General features: G+C 57.4%; 17 protein-coding genes. 5 read left to right on the plus strand and 12 right to left on the minus strand.

The features are described 5' to 3' along the window. Positions 1 to 20 precede the first annotated feature (20 nt). On the minus strand, positions 21 to 941 hold the full coding sequence (ispA, locus tag ACK3CV_RS05510) for a (2E,6E)-farnesyl diphosphate synthase (protein ID WP_033637304.1): 921 nt from the start codon (positions 939 to 941) through the stop codon (positions 21 to 23). A 5-nt stretch (positions 942 to 946) separates the two neighbouring features. Beyond that, positions 947 to 1210, minus strand: a complete 264-nt coding sequence (gene xseB, locus ACK3CV_RS05515) for an exodeoxyribonuclease VII small subunit (RefSeq protein ID WP_015376838.1) — start codon at positions 1208 to 1210, stop codon at positions 947 to 949. A 160-nt stretch (positions 1211 to 1370) separates the two neighbouring features. Here xseB and thiI point away from each other — a divergent pair, with 160 nt between their 5' ends. The 3 genes from thiI (at position 1371) to ACK3CV_RS05530 (ending at position 6504) form a co-directional block, all read left to right on the plus strand. After that, entirely contained in the window at positions 1371 to 2819 is a 1449-nt protein-coding gene (gene thiI, locus ACK3CV_RS05520; protein ID WP_047569033.1) for a tRNA uracil 4-sulfurtransferase ThiI, read from the plus strand. A 446-nt stretch (positions 2820 to 3265) separates the two neighbouring features. Then, positions 3266 to 4843, plus strand: a complete 1578-nt coding sequence (locus ACK3CV_RS05525; RefSeq protein WP_103829801.1) for a filamentous hemagglutinin N-terminal domain-containing protein — start codon at positions 3266 to 3268, stop codon at positions 4841 to 4843. Positions 4844 to 4887: 44 nt separating this feature from the next. After that, positions 4888 to 6504, plus strand: coding sequence for a ShlB/FhaC/HecB family hemolysin secretion/activation protein (locus tag ACK3CV_RS05530; RefSeq protein ID WP_164038815.1), 1617 nt, complete (start codon positions 4888 to 4890; stop codon positions 6502 to 6504). A 46-nt stretch (positions 6505 to 6550) separates the two neighbouring features. Here ACK3CV_RS05530 and yajL read toward each other — a convergent pair whose 3' ends face one another. Next, positions 6551 to 7153: a protein deglycase YajL gene (gene yajL, locus ACK3CV_RS05535; protein ID WP_033647310.1), complete on the minus strand. Its 603-nt coding sequence runs from the start codon at positions 7151 to 7153 to the stop codon at positions 6551 to 6553. Then, entirely contained in the window at positions 7116 to 8027 is a 912-nt protein-coding gene (gene panE / locus ACK3CV_RS05540; protein ID WP_164141173.1) for a 2-dehydropantoate 2-reductase, read from the minus strand. The genes yajL and panE overlap by 38 nt, the downstream gene beginning before the upstream one ends. A 182-nt stretch (positions 8028 to 8209) precedes the next feature. Between panE and ACK3CV_RS05545 the strand changes: the two genes are divergently transcribed. Continuing rightward, positions 8210 to 8701 carry a YajQ family cyclic di-GMP-binding protein gene (locus tag ACK3CV_RS05545; protein ID WP_033637310.1) on the plus strand — a complete coding sequence of 164 codons (492 nt, stop codon included), beginning with the start codon at positions 8210 to 8212 and terminating at the stop codon, positions 8699 to 8701. Between the two features lie 34 nt (positions 8702 to 8735). Here ACK3CV_RS05545 and ACK3CV_RS05550 read toward each other — a convergent pair whose 3' ends face one another. The 8 genes from ACK3CV_RS05550 to ACK3CV_RS05585 all read right to left on the minus strand — a co-directional run bounded on the left by ACK3CV_RS05550 (position 8736) and on the right by ACK3CV_RS05585 (position 17643). Beyond that, complete coding sequence (locus ACK3CV_RS05550; protein ID WP_033653267.1) at positions 8736 to 10100, minus strand: MFS transporter; 1365 nt, start codon at positions 10098 to 10100, stop codon at positions 8736 to 8738. Positions 10101 to 10298: 198 nt separating this feature from the next. Then, positions 10299 to 11189, minus strand: coding sequence for a heme o synthase (cyoE, locus tag ACK3CV_RS05555; protein WP_019454196.1), 891 nt, complete (start codon positions 11187 to 11189; stop codon positions 10299 to 10301). A gap of 17 nt (positions 11190 to 11206) precedes the next feature. Further along, the gene (locus tag ACK3CV_RS05560) at positions 11207 to 11545 is read right to left on the minus strand and encodes a cytochrome o ubiquinol oxidase subunit IV (protein WP_004940369.1); all 339 of its coding nucleotides are present in this window, start codon (positions 11543 to 11545) and stop codon (positions 11207 to 11209) included. Beyond that, the gene (locus ACK3CV_RS05565; RefSeq protein WP_164038810.1) at positions 11545 to 12159 is read right to left on the minus strand and encodes a cytochrome o ubiquinol oxidase subunit III; all 615 of its coding nucleotides are present in this window, start codon (positions 12157 to 12159) and stop codon (positions 11545 to 11547) included. Before ACK3CV_RS05565 ends, ACK3CV_RS05560 begins: the two co-directional genes overlap by 1 nt. Further along, a complete protein-coding gene (gene cyoB, locus ACK3CV_RS05570) occupies positions 12149 to 14140 on the minus strand; it encodes a cytochrome o ubiquinol oxidase subunit I (protein ID WP_033637313.1) in 1992 nt (663 codons plus the stop codon). The genes ACK3CV_RS05565 and cyoB overlap by 11 nt, the downstream gene beginning before the upstream one ends. Before the next feature lie 3 nt (positions 14141 to 14143). After that, positions 14144 to 15094 carry a cytochrome o ubiquinol oxidase subunit II gene (gene cyoA / locus ACK3CV_RS05575; protein ID WP_025301763.1) on the minus strand — a complete coding sequence of 317 codons (951 nt, stop codon included), beginning with the start codon at positions 15092 to 15094 and terminating at the stop codon, positions 14144 to 14146. A 440-nt stretch (positions 15095 to 15534) separates the two neighbouring features. Next, positions 15535 to 17013: a muropeptide MFS transporter AmpG gene (ampG, locus tag ACK3CV_RS05580; protein ID WP_086579533.1), complete on the minus strand. Its 1479-nt coding sequence runs from the start codon at positions 17011 to 17013 to the stop codon at positions 15535 to 15537. Between the two features lie 51 nt (positions 17014 to 17064). After that, the gene (locus tag ACK3CV_RS05585; protein WP_033634001.1) at positions 17065 to 17643 is read right to left on the minus strand and encodes a lipoprotein; all 579 of its coding nucleotides are present in this window, start codon (positions 17641 to 17643) and stop codon (positions 17065 to 17067) included. A gap of 314 nt (positions 17644 to 17957) precedes the next feature. Here ACK3CV_RS05585 and bolA point away from each other — a divergent pair, with 314 nt between their 5' ends. Further along, positions 17958 to 18272 carry a transcriptional regulator BolA gene (bolA, locus tag ACK3CV_RS05590; protein WP_004940361.1) on the plus strand — a complete coding sequence of 105 codons (315 nt, stop codon included), beginning with the start codon at positions 17958 to 17960 and terminating at the stop codon, positions 18270 to 18272. The last annotated feature ends 251 nt before the right edge of the window (positions 18273 to 18523 follow it).

Genomic DNA, 18523 nt, shown 5'->3' on the forward strand with positions numbered 1-18523 from the left:
AGAGGAGTTAACGTCACACGTTAATTGTCGCGTTCAATAATGAAGCTGGCTAACGCTCGCAATGGCGCTGTGTTATAAGATTGCGCTGCCAAAGTGTCTAATGCAGCTAATGCTTCCTGATAGAGATCCCACGCTTTTGCTTTCGCGCTGTCAAGCCCGAGCAACGCCGGGTAGGTACTCTTTCCGTGTTGTTGGTCCGCTCCCTGGCGCTTGCCGATTTTTTCAGTCTCGCCGACAACGTCCAAAATGTCATCCTGCACCTGGAACGCCAGGCCAACCGCGGCGGCGTAACGATCCAGCTGCGGCAGCGCCGCTCGCCCGGCTTCGCCGGCGCTCAGTGCGCCCAGACGCACCGCCGCGCGGATCAGCGCGCCGGTTTTGTGGCGGTGGATCTGCTCCAGCGCCTGCAGGTCGACGCGCTTGCCTTCGGCTTCCAGATCCAGCGATTGACCGCCGCACATGCCGGCTACGCCGCTGGCGGTCGCCAGTTCGGAGACCATCGCCAGCCGATCGCGCAACGCTACGTCAGGCATTTCGGCATCGGCCAGGATTGAAAACGCCAGCGTTTGCAGCGCATCGCCGGCCAGGATCGCGTTGGCTTCGCCGAATTTAATGTGGCAGGTCGGCTGGCCGCGTCGCAGATCGTCGTCGTCCATCGCCGGCAGATCGTCGTGGATCAGCGAGTAGGCGTGAATGCATTCCACCGCCGCCGCCGGCGCGTCCAGGTTGGCCAACGACACGCCGAACATCTGGCCTGTAGTGTAGACCAGGAACGGGCGCAGGCGCTTGCCGCCCAGCAAGGCGCCATGACGCATCGCCGCCACCATGTTGCCGTCGTTGAACGGCAGCGGGGCGATGAAGTCCAGCAGCGCGCGATCGGCGCGCTGGCGGAAAATCTGCAGTTGATCGGCAAAAGCGGCCGCTGGGGCGATCTCAGACATGTCGGTTACTCGGCATCCGGTGTGAAAGGCGCCAGCGCCGCGTCGTCGGCGCTGTCGTTAAGAAGTATCTGCACACGCTGTTCCGCCTGTTGCAGTTTCTGCTGGCCCTGACGCGCCAGCTGCACGCCGCGTTCGAATTCGTTCAGCGCGTCTTCCAGCGGCAGTTCGCCTGATTCCAGACGCGTCACGATGCTTTCCAGCTCGCCGAGGGCGCTTTCAAAGCTGGCTGTTTGCTCTGTACTGGCTGATTGTGCTGGTTTTTTCGGCATAATTTTCTTTTTACGTCATCATGTGAACCGTGGCGCCAGAGCCTATCCTAGCGGATCTTGATTAGCAAATCATGGCGCTCATGTATGGTTTTGTGCGCAGAGCGCGGCGATATGGTGATATACTCCGCGCCGTAATTCTTATCTGACAACAAAGACCGCCATGAAGTTTATCATTAAATTGTTCCCGGAAATCACCATCAAGAGCCAATCTGTGCGCTTGCGCTTTATCAAGATTCTCTCGACCAATATTCGCAACGTCCTGAAGCAGTATGATGAAACGCTGGCGGTCGTCCGTCACTGGGATCATATCGAAGTTCGCGCCAAAGATGAAAACCAGCGGCCGGTCATCGCCGACGCCCTGACGCGCATTCCCGGCATCCACCATATTCTGGAAGTGGAAGATCGCGCTTATACCGATATCCACCACATCTTCGAGCAGACGCTGGAAGCCTACCGCGCCCAGCTGGAAGGCAAAACCTTCTGCGTGCGCGTCAAGCGCCGCGGCAAGCAGGCGTTCAACTCGCAGGACGTGGAGCGCTATGTCGGCGGCGGTCTGAACCAGCATATCGAGAGCGCGCGCGTTAACCTGACCCGCCCGCAGGTCACGGTAAACCTGGAGATCGAAGACGACAAGCTGATGCTGGTCAAACGCCGCCTCGAAGGCATCGGCGGTTACCCGGTCGGCACCCAGGAAGACGTAATGTCGCTGATTTCCGGCGGTTTCGACTCGGGCGTGTCCAGCTACATGCTGATGCGTCGCGGCTGTCGCGTGCACTTCTGCTTCTTCAACCTGGGCGGCGCCGCGCACGAGATCGGCGTGAAGCAGGTGGCGCACTACCTGTGGAATCGCTTCGCCAGCTCGCACAAGGTGCGCTTCGTCGCCATCGATTTCGAGCCGGTGGTGGGTGAGATCCTGGAGAAGATTGACGACGGCCAGATGGGCGTGGTGCTCAAGCGCATGATGGTGCGCGCCGCTTCGCAAGTGGCCGAACGCTACGGCGTGCAGGCGCTGGTGACCGGCGAAGCGTTGGGGCAGGTCTCCAGCCAGACGCTGACCAACCTGCGCTTGATCGACAACGCGTCCGATACCCTGATCCTGCGTCCGCTGATCTCGCACGATAAAGAACACATCATCAAGCTGGCGCGCGAAATCGGCACCGAAGACTTCGCCAAAACCATGCCGGAATACTGCGGCGTGATTTCGAAGAGCCCGACGGTGAAAGCCATCAAGGCCAAGATCGAAGAGGAAGAGAGCCACTTCGATTTCAGCATTCTCGACCGGGTGGTGAGCGAAGCGAAGAACGTCGATATCCGCTCCATCGCCGAGCAGGCGCAGGAGCAGGTGACCGAGGTGGAAACCGTCGCGGCCTTCGGCGCCGACGAGGTGATCCTGGATATCCGCTCCAACGACGAGCAGGAAGAGAAGCCGCTGCAGCTGGAACAGGTTGAAGTGAAAGCGCTGCCGTTCTACAAGCTGAGCACCCAGTTCGGCGATCTGGACCAGAGCAAAACCTACCTGCTGTACTGCGAGCGCGGCGTGATGAGCCGCCTGCAGGCGCTGTACCTGCTGGAGCAAGGCTTCAGCAACGTGAAGGTTTATCGTCCGTAATTTATCCGCCGGCGCCGCCAGACGCCGGCCGTTTTCTTTCAAAGCGCATTTTCCCGCCAAATAACCCTGCTTATTACGCCGTTTTTTAAATAATACACTTAACTTGGTTTTTTTTATCAAAATCATTTCAGTCAATATATTAAATATCTATTGATTTTTTTATTTGATGGTATGGATATTATTGTTATCGAACGCTGGCAGCCCTGTCGGCGTTTATCTGCTGACTCCCTATTGAAATTGTGTATTGGCATTTGATTGCACATATTTTTCTCTTACTGTGCAAATTATATTTTTGCTGAGCATAAGCCATTCGTATTTTATGGTTATCAGGGTAATGCACATTGCAAAGGAGTATATCCCTATGGCCATTAATGTTTTTCGCCATTAGTCTGAACGTCAGTTAATGGTTGGCAGGGATGGATAACGTTATTTAAGGAGAGCGATTAATGAAAATGAATAAGACGACATTGCTGTTGTCGGCAGCGGCGTTGCTGTTGCCCAGCGCGCCGCTGTTGGCGCAAATAGCACCTCAGGCGGGGGGCGCATCGGTTGACCATATCAATCAGGTGCCGGTGGTGAATATCAATCGTGCGGGCGCGGACGGTGTCTCGCATAATGTTTACACGCAGTTCGACGTTGGCGCTCAGGGCGCTATTTTAAATAACAGCCTTGCGGGCGCGAATACGTCATTGGCCGGAACCGTTGCGGGGAACGCTCAGTTAGAGGGCCGTGCAGCTAAGGTAATTCTGAATGAAGTGAATTCGGTAAATAAAAGTATTTTGAAGGGGATGGTAGAAGTCGCCGGGCAACGTGCCGATGTTGTCATTGCCAATAAATCCGGCATTACCTGCAACGGTTGCGGTTTTATTAATGCCCGCAACGGCGTATTAACTACCGCCGATTTGCAGTTCAAGGACGGCGCTTTTAACGGCTACCACGTTAATCAAGGCAATATTCGAGTCGAGGGGGAGGGCTTGACGAAGGGCGATGTCGATTATACGGCTGTTATTGCGCGCACGGCGGAAATCAGCGCGGCGGTTCATGCGGACGCCCTGTTAGTCTCGGCGGGGAAAAAAACGGTTTCGGCAGATCTATCCCGCTTCAATAGCGTTGAAGCGTCTAAAGATAAGCCTGAAGTATTGATCGACGTCGCCGAGTTGGGGGGAATGTATGCCAACAAGATTAGGCTGGTCGCCAATGAAAACGGCGTAGGCGTCAATAGTGGCAATGCCAATGGGGCGGGCTCCAACGCCGGCGCCGCGTTGAACAATGTCAGCATCGTCAGTATCCAAACCGATGCGGGAAGTGATGAACGCGTGCAAATTGGCAACGGCGCTCAAAACGTATCTCGCGCTTCCGTCGGTATCGCCAACCGCGGTCAGATTCAGGCGAAAAACGGTGGCGCTGACATCAGTACCGACTCGCTGGTCAATCAAGGAAATATCGCTTCACAGGGGCAATTGAACATCAGCGCTACCCGGCTGCAAAATGAAAAGAACGTGAGTGCGCGTTCGGCCTCCCTGACGGCAACGCAGCTGGACAATATCGGCCGCATCGAGGGCGGGGCAATACGGCTGAATGCGACCCAACTGAACAATCGCGGCAGCGTCAAAACGCAAAACGGCGCGCTGACACTGCGGGCGACCCGCGTCGACAATACCGGCGGCATTCAATCCGCGCAGGCTTTACAACTCAACGCCACCAGCTTGTTCAACGCCGGCAATGGCGTGATCGAAGCCCAAAACGGCGCGGCGATCCAGGGAACGTCCATCACCAACCGCGGAAGCATCGTTTCTCGCGCTTCTTCCATCAGCTTGTCGGACACCAGTTTCAGCAACTACGGCAGGATTGAAGCCTATGGCGATATCAGCCATCGCGGCGTCTCTTTCAACAACTCAGGCACGATGCGCTCCACGTCCGGCGCGGTCACCAACAACGGCCGCGACATCAACAAGCCCGCGAATAGCTGGGGTTGGGGATACGGCGGTTTCGGCTGGCCTTACGGTTGGTCTTATTGGATGTGACAAACGTTTCCCCCACCCAAGGGTGGGGGAATGGATGAGAGAGCATGAAAAGGGAATGTCTTATTCTTTGTCTGGGCGTGCTGTTCAGCTGTTGCAGCCGCGCTGAAGCCACGCCGGCGCCGGTCAAACAACGCGTTAGCCAGGAAAGCCTCATCGGCGATACGCAACGCAAACTGTTACCGTCCACCCCTCCTGTTTTGTCGCCGCAGCCGGAGCAAAACGCGCAAGCGGACATATTTATCAGCGAATCTCCGTGTTGGATGATCGATAAAGTCGAAACGGCGACGGCGCCGCTACGCCTCACGGCTTTCAAACAGTTGGCGCATACTGCCCGTGGCCGCTGTATGGGGGAGAAAGGGTTGGCGAGGTTGCGCAAAAAGCTGCAAAACGCGCTGATAGCGCAAGGCTATATCACTTCGCGGGTGCAGCTCGACGTTCAAGAGGTACCGGCAGGGATACTGAAGGTTCGTGTGCATTATGGCCGCATCGGTCAGCTGAAAATGCAGGCGGGCAGCAGCGCCTATTTCCGCCCCGATGCGCTTTTTCCCATTGCGGCCGGCGATGTGCTGAATTTGCGTAGCATCGAGCAAGGGCTGGAGAACATGGGGGGGATACCGGGCGTCATCAGCGATATCCGCATTGCTCCGGGCGAACGAGCTGGCGAAAGCGATATCAAGATCCTGCGCCAACAGGATAAATATTGGCGTTTTACCGCCTGGGCGGATGACGCTGGCGTTCGTTCTACGGGGCGTTATCAGACCGGCGGCGCGCTGTATCTCGATAATCTGACCGCCTTGGGCGACGTTTTTTACCTGTCGATGGCGCGCAGCATTCTGGCGCCGCCGGGCAAAGGCAATGAAAGCCGCGCCCTGTACTATAGCTTGCCTTGGGGATACTGGCGCTTCAGCGCGTTGGGCGGAGACAGCCGCTATCACCAGACTTTCGCCGGCAACTTCACCGATTATCGCTATAACGGCCGTTCGCAGTATTGGGGGCTGCAGGCTGACTATACGTTGGCGCGCGGGATGAATGAGAAAACGTCGTTGAATGCGCAACTGCTGCAACGTCATTACCGCTATTACCTCAATGACACGGAGATTGCCTTGCAGAGCGCACGGCTAACCAGCCTGAAGCTGGGCGTCAGCCATCTTTATTATGGCGCCCGTGCGCAAATCGCGCTGACCGCCGACGCCCTTGCCGGGGTCGGGAAGGGGAGCTCACATGCCGAACAGCAGCTGCGAGCGGGCGGCAGTATGCTGAAACCCTTCAATGCATTTGGTCATCGTCTGCGTTATCTCGGGGAGTTATCGGGGCAATGGGCGAGCGCCGCACAGCCGATCCAGGATAAGTCGTTTATCGGCGACCGTTCTACGGTGCGCGGGTTTAGCGGCGACAGCAAATTGATCGGCAGCAGCGGAGGGTATCTGCGCAATACGCTGACGTTGGAACGTGACATGCTGCAACCCTATATTGGATTCGACTACGGGCAGTTGGCCAAACAACAGGGGGAAGGCGGCCAGTTGGCGGGGAGCGTCATTGGCCTGCAGGTGAATCAGGGGCGTTTTGCTGCGGACATTTTCGCCGGCACGCCGGTGATCAAACCCGGCGCGCTGCCGAGTGAGCGTCTGGTTTTGGGCTTCTCCAGCCAGCTCAGTTTTTGACGCGATACGGGGCGCGGATCTGCGCCCCGTGTTTACGATCGCTGATTCAGTTTTCTTCACTGTCGCGATAATCGTACATCCCGGGGATCAGCACCAGCTGTGCGGCGATCTCCGCCGCCTTGGCCTTGCCGAGCAGCAGGTCTATCAGCTTCAGCGCGAACTCCATCGCGGTGCCCGGCCCCTGGCTGGTGAGCAGGTTGACGCGCGCGTCGTACACCACGCGGCGCTCCATCCATTTATCCGCCGGTATCTGGTCTTTCAGGCCCGGGAAGCCGGTCATGTTGCCGATCGGGAACAGATCGTGATGCTGCAGCACCAGCGCCGGGGCCGCGCAGATGGCGGCGACAATGTTGCCCTGCAGATGCATCTGCCGCACCTTTTCCACCAGCAGCGGGCTGTCGCGGAAGCATTCTGCGCCTTTCAGGCCGCCGGGCAGCACGATGGCGTCGAACGGCTCATCGACGATCGCCACCAGCGGCGCGTCGGCCAGCAGCTTGACGCCGCGCGAACAGACGATAGTCAGCTCGCCGTCGCCGGCAACGCTGGCGGTAGTGACTTTTACGCCCGCCCGCACCAGCAGATCGAGGGTGGTGACGGCTTCGATTTCTTCGCTACCAGGTGCCAGGCAGACCAGCGCCGATACGCTCATATTCATTTTCCTTTCGTTTAATCAGTTCAAACAGCCGCGCATTCTCCGGCAGCGTGAGGCCGTGGCTGCGCGCGCGGCGCAGCAGGTAACCGGTGATGTAGTCGATCTCGGTGTGCCGCTGGCTGCGGATATCCTGCAGCATCGACGAAACGTTGTCGGCGGTGCTGTGGATCACGTCCATCACGTATTGCATCAGGCCTTCACAGGAGGTGTGGTAGCCCTCTATTGCCATCACGCAGGCGACTTCACGGCACAGCGTTTCGATCTGTTCCGGGTAGCGCTGCAGATCGCCGTTGCGGCAGCCGTACAGCGCCGTCAGCGGGTTGATCACGCAGTTGACCGCCAGCTTGCGCCAGTTGGCCGAGGCGATGTTGTTATGCCAGGCGACGTCGGGCAGCGCCTGATGCAGCACTTCCGCCAGGTGGCTGAGGTGTTGGGCGGCCGGCGAGGTGGGGCCAATGTGGGTGATGCCGGTGGCGACGTGAATAATGGTGCTGCCTTCGTGGCGCGCGGCGTGGGTGGTGGTGCCCTGCAGGATCGGCTGGCCGTTCGGCGGCAGCTCCTCCTGGGTGCCCATGCCGTTGTGCAGCAGCAAAATGGCGCACTGGGGGTTCAGCTTCGGCAGCAGCGCGCTGACCGCGCTGGACACCTGCCAGGCTTTCAGCGTCACCAGCAGCAGCTCGCTCTGCGCGAGGTGCTGCGGATCGTTGGTGGGCAAATTGCGATTGAACGAGACGCCTTCCGGCTCTATCACGTTCACCGCGCAAAAAGGCTGAGGCACTCTTAGCCATCCCTGCACATCGTGGCCCTGCTGATACAGCCGGGAGAGCCACAGTTGTCCGAGCGCGCCGCAACCAAGAATGGTTATTTTCATTCAGTCTCCTTGGAAACACGGGAATACCGCTCAATTACCGTGAATTAACTATAGGCTTTATGGCAGCCCGAAGCGCTATCCCTGCGTGCGTTCAGCAGATTTTGTCTGAGGCGGCAAAGCGGTTATCATGCTCGGCATCAAAATCGCCTAAGCTATTAGGCACTCATTCAGGAGGAAGAAGTATGCCATCTTTCGACATCGTTTCCGAAATTGATATGCAGGAAGTGCGTAACGCCGTTGAGAACGCCACCCGCGATCTCGGCACCCGCTGGGATTTTCGCAACGTGCCGGCCAGCTTTGAGCTAAACGAGAAAGACCAAAGCATCAAGGTTGCCAGCGAGTCTGATTTCCAGGTACAGCAGCTGCTCGACATTCTGCGCGAAAAGCTGAGCAAGCGCAGCATCGACGGCGCCGCGCTGGAGATCCCGGAAGAGTTTACCCACAGCGGTAAAACCTACAGCGTGGAAGCCAAGCTGAAGCAGGGGATTGAAACCTCTGTGGCGAAGAAAATCGTCAAGCTGATCAAAGACAGCAAGCTGAAGGTGCAGGCGCAGATCCAGGGCGAAGAAGTGCGGGTGACCGGCAAGTCACGCGACGATTTGCAGAGCGTGATGGCGCTGGTGCGCGGCGGCGATCTGGGGCAGCCGTTCCAGTTCAAGAACTTCCGCGATTAATCTCTACGGGGCCGGCATTGCCGGCCCTGATGCTTTATAGCGAATTGACCAGCGCTTCCAGCTGACCGCGATTGGTCTGCTTGGTATCCACCTTGACGTAGGCGCTGCGCTCTTCCGGCACCACGATCGCTTCGGCCACGCCGGGCTGCGCCTTCAGGCGGCTTTCCAGCGCCGAATCCTTTACCGCCAGTTCCGACAGCGTAATGCGCAGGCTGCTGACATACGGCGGCTCTTTCATGGTGCTGCTGACCAGGAACCAGACCGCGGCCAACACGGCGCCGGCGATAAACACCAGCCCTGCGCCCTGCAACCCGTATAGCCAGCCGCCGAGGCTGCCGCCGATCGCCACGCCGATAAACTGGCTGGTGGAGTAGACCCCCATCGCTGTGCCCTTGTAGCCGGCCGGCGATTCTTTGCTGATCAGCGAAGGCAGAATGGCTTCCATCACGTTGAAGGCTATGAAGAACAGCTGAACGCCGGCGATGATGCCCCACAGGCGCGCGCCGGAGAGCCACAGCAACACTTCGGCGCAGAACAGCACCGCCACGCAGCCCATAAACACCTGTTTCATGCGGCGATATTTTTCGGCATAGATGATGAAAGGCACCACGGCGGCGAACGACACCAGCATGGTGACCAGGTAGACGATCCAGTGCTCGCTGGCCGCCAGCCCGGCTTTTTCCATCGCCAGCGGCAGCGCCACGAAGCTCGACATCAGCAGGATATGCAGGCACATGATGCCGAAGTTGAGCTTCAGCAGGCGCGAGTTGCTCAGCACCTTGCGGAAGCTGCCGCGCACGATGCTGGACTCGCGGTTCAGCAGGTGAGTGTCGGCGGAAGGCACCACCGCCAGGGTGATGACAATGCCGGCCAGCGCCAGTACGGCGATCATCCAGAACAGCGCATGCAGGCCTAAGGCGTGGGTGATGATAGGGCCCAATACCATGGCGATGGCGAAGGTGATACCGAAGCTGACGCCGATAAACGCCATCGCCTTGGTACGGTTCTGCTCGCGGGTCAGATCGGAGAGCAGCGCCATTACTGCGGCGGCGATGGCGCCGGAGCCTTGTAGCGCGCGGCCGAGGATCACGCCCCAGATCGAGTCGGTAGCGGCGGCGATCACGCTGCCGAGGGCAAAGATCAGCAGGCCGCCGACGATCAGCGGCTTGCGACCGATGCGATCGGACACCAGGCCGAACGGGATTTGAAACACCGCCTGCGCCAGGCCGTAGATGCCGATGGCGATGCCGATCAGCGCTTCGCTGGCGCCGTTGAGCGCCATGCCGTAGGTGGTCAGCACCGGCAGTACCATAAACATGCCGAGCATGCGCAGGGAGAATACGGTGCCTAATCCCCAGGTGGCGCGGCGCTCCTGCGGGGTCATTGAATTATCGTTCACATCAAACCTCGGTAAAAACCATGCCATCAGACGTTGAGACAGCGCCTGATGGCATGATTTCTGTAAAGCTGCGTCATTTTAGTGTGCAGGGCAGGGGGGGTAAATCGAATGTTGTTTAACAGATATTACAGTTCGGCCGCTTTTCGGCGTGACAAATAAAATGGGCCGCAAAAGCGGCCCATTCACAGATGATTTGGCTTACCAAACGTAGGTCACCAGCGCTTCAGGCGCCGCCGTGGCGCTGAAGTCGATCGACATCATCACGCTCAGCGAGGTGATGGCGACGATGGAGAACACGAACAGTTTACGCGCCCAGACGCTGTCGTTTTCGGTTTTGTAACCGCGCAGCGCCATGCCCAGCCACCAGACGCTCACCGCCGCAGCGACGATCAGGTATTTGTAGCCGGCGTAGCCCACCAGGGTCAGCATCAGCGTGGCGATCATAAATGCCAGGATGTAGACCGTGATGTGGTTCTTGGCGACGGAAATGCCTTTCACCACCGGCAGCACCGGAATGTTGGCCGCCTGGTAATCTTTAAAGCGGAAGATAGCGATCGCATAAGAATGCGGCATCTGCCACAGGCTAAAGATAGCCAGCAGGATCAATGCCCCGGCGTCGAACTCGTTGGTTACCGCGCAGTAGCCGATAACCGGCGGCGCGGCGCCCGACAGGCTGCCGATCAGCGTGCCGTAGACCGAGTGGCGTTTCATGTACAGGCTGTAAACGCCGACATAAACCACGAAGCCCATCACCGCCAGCCACATGGCCAGCGGGTTGGCCGCGATATACAGCAACGCGAAGCCCACAATACCCAGAACGGTCGCATAAACCAGGGTGACACTCGGCGCGATCAGGCCTTTTACCAGCACCCGATTCTTCGTTCTCTCCATTTTCTTGTCGATGTCGCGGTCGATGTAGTTGTTAAACACACAGCCCGACGCGACCACCAACGAGACACCCACCAGGGTGGCGAGAAACAGGGGATAGTCGATGCTCCCTTTGGAAGCGAGCAGGAATCCCCCAACGACAGAAATTAAATTGCCGAAAATAATTCCTGGTTTAGTGACTTGCAGGTATTGCTTAATCATCACGTGCAGCTCAGCTCTTAATCGACCATCATATTGATGTTGAGGTTGTACATAATCCAGAGTGAACCTACAACAACGATACCGATGATCATAGCGGTGAACAGCAATGCCACCAGGTTCCAGCGCTCTTCCGATGAGGTGTTCATGTGCAGGAAGTAAACCAGGTGAACAATCACCTGGATAACCGCCATGCCGACAACAACCGCCAGGATGGTGGAATGAGAGGCAGTGCCGTTCATTACCATCGCAAATGGAATTACCGTCAGGATGATCGACAGAATAAAGCCGATCAGGTATGACTTCACGCTGCCGTGGCTTGCGCCGCCGTGAGAGGTTTCATGGGATGAATGGCTCATTACATAACCCCCAGCAGGTAGACAACGGTAAATACGCAGATCCAGACCACGTCCAGGAAGTGCCAGAACAGGCTCAGGCACATCAGGCGGGTTTTGTTGGTCTCGGTCAGGCCGAACTTGCTCACCTGAATCATCAGCACGATGATCCAAATCAGGCCGGAAGTTACGTGCAGACCGTGGGTGCCGACCAGCGCGAAGAAGCTGGACAGGAACGCGCTGCGATCCGGACCGAAGCCTTCGGCGATCAGATGATGGAATTCATAGATTTCCATCGCCACGAAGCCCAGACCAAACAGGAAGGTCAGGAACAGCCAGGTGTTTACACCGCCAACTTTACCCTTGTTCATGGCGATCATCGCCATGCCGTAGGTGATGGAGCTGAACAACAGCAGGAAAGTTTCGACCAGGACAAACTTCAGGTCGAAGATGTCTTTACCTGAGGGACCGCCAGCGGTCCCGTTCACCAGGACTGCATAAGTCGCGAACAAGCTCGCAAACAAAATACAGTCGCTCATCAGGTAGATCCAGAATCCGAAGACTTTGGTCTCTCCCGCGTCGTGGTGCCCATGCTCTGCATGGGCTGCGTTATGATTGGTCAGAGTTTCAGTTGACATGGTTCACGCCTGCTTTACGGATTTGTTCGTAGTGTTGGTTCTCAATGCGCTCGATTTCATCAACCTGCACATAGTAGTCAACATCGTGATCGAAGCTCTTGCCGATCCAGACAACGATCATACCGATGAAGCCGGCCAGAGCCATCCACCAGATTTCCCAAATCATTGCGAAACCGAATACCAGGCTGAAGAAGGCGATGATAACGCCGGCGCCGGTGTTCTTAGGCATATGAATCGGTTCGTATTTAGCCGGTTTCTTATACGCTTCGCCTTTTTCTTTCATGTCCCAGAATTCATCACGGTCATGAATCTGCGGCACTACGGCAAAGTTATAGAACGGCGGTGGAGACGAGGTTGACCACTCCAGAGTACGAGCACCCCATGGGTCACCGGTCAGATCGCGGTTCTGTTCGCGGTCACGGATACTGACGAAGATCTGGATCAGCTGGCACAGGATGCCGCAGGCGATCAGCGCCGCACCGCCGGCTGCAACCAGCAGCAGAGGGTGGAACTCAGGGTTGATGTTCTGGCTGATACGACGGGTCATGCCCATAAAGCCCAATGCGTACAGCGGCATGAAGGCGGTGAAGAAGCCGATGATCCAGAACCAGAACGCGCGGATGCCCCATTTTTCGTTCAGCGTGAAGCCGAAGGATTTCGGGAACCAGTAGGTCAGGCCCGCGAAGCAACCGAACACCACGCCGCCGATGATGACGTTGTGGAAGTGAGCGATCAGGAACAGGCTGTTGTGCAGCACGAAGTTCGCGCCCGGCACCGCCAGCAGAACGCCGGTCATACCACCTACGGAGAAGGTGATGATGAAGCCAACGGTCCACAGCATCGCGGAGTTGAGCTTGATACGGCCCTGATACATGGTGAACAGCCAGTTGAAGATTTTCACCCCGGTCGGGATGGAAATGATCATGGTGGCGATACCGAAGAAGGCGTTAACGTTCGCGCCGGACCCCATGGTAAAGAAGTGGTGCAGCCAGACGATGAACGACAGAACGGTGATCGCGATGGTTGCCCATACCAGTGAGGTATAGCCGAACAGGCGTTTTCTGGAGAAGGTCGCGGTGACTTCGGAGAACACGCCGAACACCGGCAGAACCAGGATATACACCTCTGGGTGACCCCAGGCCCAAATCAGGTTGATGTACATCATCATGTTGCCGCCCATATCATTGGTGAAGAAATGGGTGCCCAGATAGCGATCCAGGGTCAGCAGCGCGATGGTGACGGTCAGAATTGGGAAAGAAACGATGATCAGGACGTTGGTACACAGCGCCGCCCAGGTGAACACCGGCATCTTCATCATAGGCATGCCTGGGGCACGCATCTTCAGAATGGTGGCGAAGAAGTTCACGCCGGTCAGCAGGGTACCCAGACCGGAAATCTGCAGACTCCAGATCCAGTAATCGACCCCGACGCCAGGACTGTACTCTTTACCCGACAGCGGCGGATACGCCAGCCAACCGGTCTGAGCGAACTCACCGACCCCCAGGGAGATGTTGATCAGCACAACGCCCACCACGAAGAACCAGAAGCTCAGGGAGTTCAGGAACGGGAAGGCGACGTCGCGCGCACCGATTTGCAGCGGCACCACGACGTTCATCAGGCCGACCACGAAAGGCATCGCCATGAAGAAGATCATGATAACGCCGTGCGCGGTGAAGATTTGGTCGTAGTGGTGCGGCGGCAGGAACCCGGCTTCGCCGGCGGACGCCAACGCCTGCTGGCTACGCATCATGATGGCGTCGGCGAAGCCGCGCAGCAGCATGACCATCGCCACGATGATGTACATGATACCAATTTTTTTATGGTCGACCGAAGTCAGCCATTCGCTCCACAACCACTTCCATTTGCCGAAATATGTCAGCAGCGCCAGCACTGCCAGGCCCCCGACAATAATTGCGGCTACGGTGACCATGATGATCGGTTCGTGGTACGGAACCGCATCAAGTGTTAATTTTCCCAACATCAGTTATTCCTCGGCTCCGGCGTGAGCAGCATGTTCACCCATGTCCATACCTTGGCTCATGTCCATGCCTTCGTGCGCGCCAGCGCCCTTGTGCATATCCATGTCGCCCATGAATTTGGCAATTGTTTCTTTGAACAAATTCGGTTTGACAGCGGCAAAGTACTCAACCGGGTTGTTTTCACTCGGCTCTGCCAGTTTGTTAAAGTCGTCGGTGGTGTTCAGGTTTTTAGACGATGCCTTCACCTTGGCCACCCACTGATCGAAGTCGCCTTCGGTCGGGGTAACGATCGCGGTGAATTTCATACCGGAGAAGCCTGCGCCGCTGTAGCTGCTGGAGATGCCTTTGTAGGCACCGGCTTCGTTGCCGATCAGGTGCAGTTTGGTCTGCATGCCGGCCATCGCATAAATCTGTCCACCCAACTGCGGGATAAAGAACGAGTTCATTACCGAGTTAGAGGTGATCTTGAATTCGACTGGAACATCTTTCGGGAAAGCCAGCTCATTAACGGTCGCAATGCCTTGTTCCGGGTAGATGAACAGCCATTTCCAGTCGAGCGACACCACTTCGATCGTCATCGGCTTCTTGTCGGTGACAATCGGCTTGAACGGGTCGAGTTCGTGGGTAGTCTTCCAGGTAATGGTGCCAAGGATGGCGATGATAATGATAGGAATGGTCCAGACGACCGCTTCGATCTTGTTGGAGTGGGCCCAGTTCGGACTGTACTTGGCGTCTTTGTTGGAAGCGCGATACTTCCAGGCAAAGGCGAACGCCATGAAGATAACTGGCACCACCACGATCAACATCAACGCGATTGCAGTGATAATCAGTGTCCGTTGCTCAACACCAATTGCTCCTTTGGGATTCATCAAAACCATATCGCAACCACTGAGCAATACAGTGGCTGCGATTAATGACAGCATCCCAATACTTTTATTGTATTTCTTAAGTCTCATCTAACGACCTCAATAACAAAGGCTCAATTGTCGTTTCATGTGTGCGGGCATTTTACGGGAAGGTTGCAGTACTGTAAACATGCTTAAGGGAGTGTCAGCGGCTTGTTGACACTTTCTGTTAAGGGGGTCACAGATGTAACCCTGCGTGACAATTTACTAATGACAACAACGCGTTGGCACGCTGAATCGTGACGAGCAGCCCGTATGTTAAGGAAAACTAAAGGTATGATGAATTTGGCGAAGAAATGCGCGGCAGGGAAATACGAAGAAAAGGTTTATTTAATGTAAAATAATTGTGTCTTAAAGGTGAATTTAATTTTATTTCCGAGCGCGGCAGTCGGATAAAAAAATAATTTTCGCGCCGATTATCTTTTTTTACCGAAATAAATATACCCCCGGATCGCTTTTTTTTCGGCCGGCGAAATCGCCGGCCGGTCAGATTATGCCAAACGGGTGCGGCGAAGGGCGAGGTAATCCAGCGTGCTGCCCATCGCGACGCCGAGCAGGCTCAGCGCGGCGCCGACTTGCAGCAGCCGATCGGCCAGCAGCGGTGCCTGCGTCCAGTCCTGCGCATTGGCGATCAGCAACAGCAACCACAGGCCCAACAGCGAACAGCCTAGCGTCAGCAGGCGCAGTGCCCAACGGTAAGATTCTGAAAACTCGGTGCGCGGCATGAAGTCGCCATGCTGCTGGGTGTGCTCCAGCGTCTGACGGCAGATGCCGAGCAGCAGCAAGCCGGGCAGGGCGGCGGCGATAGAGAACAGGTAGAACAACGGCCAGCCGTGGGCTTCGACGAACCAGCCGGCGATCGGGCCGACATAGACGCGCCCCACGGCGGACAGCGCCGACAGCAGCGCGAACTGGGTGGCGGAGAACGAACGGTTGCACAGCGTCATCAGCAGCGCCACGAAGGCCGCGGTGCCCATGCCGCCACACAGGTTTTCGAGGAAGATGGCGCTGCCCATGGTGAGCAGGCTCTTGTCGGTCACAGCCAGGATCCAATACCCGAGGTTGGAGACCGCCTGCAGGACGCCGAACAGCATCAGCGCGCGGAACAGGCTGAGACGCTGCATCAGCACACCGCCGAACAGGGCGCCGACGATGGTGGCGAACAGGCCGAGGGTTTTGTTGACCAGCCCGACTTCACCGGCGTCGAACCCCACACCGCGGATCAGGAAGGTGGTGCTCAGGCTGCCGGCGAAGGCGTCGCCCATTTTGTACATCACGATCAGCAGCAGGATCAGCCAGGCGTTGTTGCGGCCGAAGAAATCACGCAGCGGCGCGACGACCGCCTGTTCCATGGTGCGCGGCGCCGGGATGCTTTCGTCCGGCTCCGGCGCCAGCAGCGTGGCGGCCACGCCGATCAGCATCAATCCGGCCATCAGCCAGTAGGTGGCTTGCCAGCCGAAATAGCGATCCGCCAGCCACAGCGCCAGGCCGCCGGAAACCAGCATCGCCAGCCGGTAACCCAGCACCGAGATCGCCGCGCCCGCCCCGCGCTCTTCGGCTTTCAGCAGATCGGTCTTGTAGGCGTCGAACACGATATCTTGCGAGGCGGAGCAGAACGCCACCAGCACCGCCAACGCCGCCAGCCACCACAGGTGCTGCGCGGGCTGCATAAAGCCCATCGCCACGATCGCCGCCACCAGCAGCAGCTGGCTGACCAGCAGCCAACCGCGCCGCCGCCCGAGGAACGGCGGGGTATAGCGGTCCATGAACGGCGACCAGAGGAATTTGAAGACGTAGGCCTGGCCCACCAGCGAGAAGATGCCGATGGTTTTCAGATCGATATTTTCGACGGTCATCCAGGCTTGCAGCGTGCCGGAGGTCAATGCCAGCGGCAGACCCGACGCGAAGCCCAGCAGCAGCAGAATGGCGGAGTTACGCTGGGTGAAAATGTTCAGATAGTGTTTCGACATGAGTTCCCTGTCTGCGCCGCCCGATCCGCCGGGCGGCACAAGGCGCGGCGATTAGCGCGCGTTTTGCTTGATGAAATCGTTGACGCTGGTGTCCTGGGCCATATCGGCGATCACGTCGCCCAGCACGGAGTTGACGGCGTCGGTGATCTTCTCGTTGGTGGCCGTGAAGGCGCCCTGCACGTTATAGGTCGAGCGGTAATTCTTCACCTGCTTGTTGCCGTTCTTCGCCTGGGCGATGATCGAGATGTCGGCTTTGGTGGTGATGTTGTAGCGCAGGTTGCCTTCGGAGACGTCCGCGTACAGATTATTGACGACGATTTGCAGCGCCACCGGGCCGTCGGCGCCGATCATGTAGCCGCGTGCGCCCATCTGTTTCTCCAGCACTTCCTGCAGCAGGAAACGCAGATCGCGCGATGGCGTCAGCGTGACCAACTGGCCGTCGCGGTTCACCTTGGCCAGCGCCTGATCGGTGCGCTGATCCGCGCCGTTGATGCTGACGGTGATGCCCTGCAGGGTAGGATCCTGCTGCGGCAGAACGATTTTCGGCGTGACGTTCAGGGTGTTGCTGCTGGTCGCACAGCCGGCCAGCAGCAGGGCGGCCAGCAAAGGAAGACAAAGTTTCTTTAACATGTTTTCTGTCTCATTCTCGATGGATTTAGCAATAATCAGAGCGGGATAGCCGACAACAAATTGCCGACATCATAGCATCGCCGCCGTGCGGTGGAAGCGCGGAAGGCGCCTGAGTGACAAATTTTTACCTGCCGTTGATAAAAACACGCTTTTTTGGCCCGCTCAATCGGATAATCCCCCAAGCGGCGGGGATGACGCTCATCATTTGACCGCAGAAAAGAGAAATTTGTCCCGGCGATGGTCTAAACGGGGGGAAACCGGCTAATATTGAACTAGATGGGCACGGTCCTCTGCCGGTGTTGTAAGGAGATCCTATGATTCGCGAGCAAATAGAAGCAAAGTTAAGGGCGGCGTTTGAGCCCGCGTATCTGGAAGTCGTTGATGAAAGCTATCGTCATAACGTTCCGGCGGGTTCAGAAAGCCATTTCAAAGTGGTATTGGTCAGCGATCGCTTCGTCGGCGAACGTTTTTTGACGCGCCACCGCTCCATTTACGGCGTGCTGTCGGAGGAGCTGGCGGACGGCGTACACGCGCTGGCGCTGCACACCTACACGCTCAAAGAGTGGGAAGGGTTGCAGGATACCGTGCCGGCCTCGCCGCCGTGTCGCGGCGCCGGGACGCTGGCCTGAGGGGGAAATTTTCAGGTATCAGTGGAACTTTGCCCTTGAATTAGGGTATTACTACTGACGAATTTTGAAACGGCCTGCGGGCCGTTTCTGTTTTTGACGACGACACGGCCGATGCGCAATGTGGCCAACGTTCGGGCTGTTTTGGCGGCCTTTTGGCGATCGAATCGGCAAAAGTGTGAGTTTTAGCGTGCCTGCGCCGCCTAGCTTTCCTCGACTCGCCATGCATGCGCCGCTATAATGTCGCGTCTTAT

Source organism: Serratia sp. TSO36 (genome assembly GCF_057808395.1).

Excerpts from the sequence above, each read along its gene's own strand:
- ispA (WP_033637304.1), bottom strand. The coding sequence starts at position 941 with ATGTCTGAGATCGCCCCAGCGGCCGCTTTTGCCGATCAACTGCAGATT.
- xseB (WP_015376838.1), bottom strand. The coding sequence starts at position 1,210 with ATGCCGAAAAAACCAGCACAATCAGCCAGTACAGAGCAAACAGCCAGC.
- thiI (WP_047569033.1), top strand. The coding sequence starts at position 1,371 with ATGAAGTTTATCATTAAATTGTTCCCGGAAATCACCATCAAGAGCCAA.
- ACK3CV_RS05525 (WP_103829801.1), top strand. The coding sequence starts at position 3,266 with ATGAAAATGAATAAGACGACATTGCTGTTGTCGGCAGCGGCGTTGCTG.
- ACK3CV_RS05530 (WP_164038815.1), top strand. The coding sequence starts at position 4,888 with ATGAAAAGGGAATGTCTTATTCTTTGTCTGGGCGTGCTGTTCAGCTGT.
- yajL (WP_033647310.1), bottom strand. The coding sequence starts at position 7,153 with ATGAGCGTATCGGCGCTGGTCTGCCTGGCACCTGGTAGCGAAGAAATC.
- panE (WP_164141173.1), bottom strand. The coding sequence starts at position 8,027 with ATGAAAATAACCATTCTTGGTTGCGGCGCGCTCGGACAACTGTGGCTC.
- ACK3CV_RS05545 (WP_033637310.1), top strand. The coding sequence starts at position 8,210 with ATGCCATCTTTCGACATCGTTTCCGAAATTGATATGCAGGAAGTGCGT.
- cyoE (WP_019454196.1), bottom strand. The coding sequence starts at position 11,189 with ATGATTAAGCAATACCTGCAAGTCACTAAACCAGGAATTATTTTCGGC.
- ACK3CV_RS05560 (WP_004940369.1), bottom strand. The coding sequence starts at position 11,545 with ATGAGCCATTCATCCCATGAAACCTCTCACGGCGGCGCAAGCCACGGC.
- ACK3CV_RS05565 (WP_164038810.1), bottom strand. The coding sequence starts at position 12,159 with ATGTCAACTGAAACTCTGACCAATCATAACGCAGCCCATGCAGAGCAT.
- cyoB (WP_033637313.1), bottom strand. The coding sequence starts at position 14,140 with ATGTTGGGAAAATTAACACTTGATGCGGTTCCGTACCACGAACCGATC.
- cyoA (WP_025301763.1), bottom strand. The coding sequence starts at position 15,094 with ATGAGACTTAAGAAATACAATAAAAGTATTGGGATGCTGTCATTAATC.
- ampG (WP_086579533.1), bottom strand. The coding sequence starts at position 17,013 with ATGTCGAAACACTATCTGAACATTTTCACCCAGCGTAACTCCGCCATT.
- ACK3CV_RS05585 (WP_033634001.1), bottom strand. The coding sequence starts at position 17,643 with ATGTTAAAGAAACTTTGTCTTCCTTTGCTGGCCGCCCTGCTGCTGGCC.
- bolA (WP_004940361.1), top strand. The coding sequence starts at position 17,958 with ATGATTCGCGAGCAAATAGAAGCAAAGTTAAGGGCGGCGTTTGAGCCC.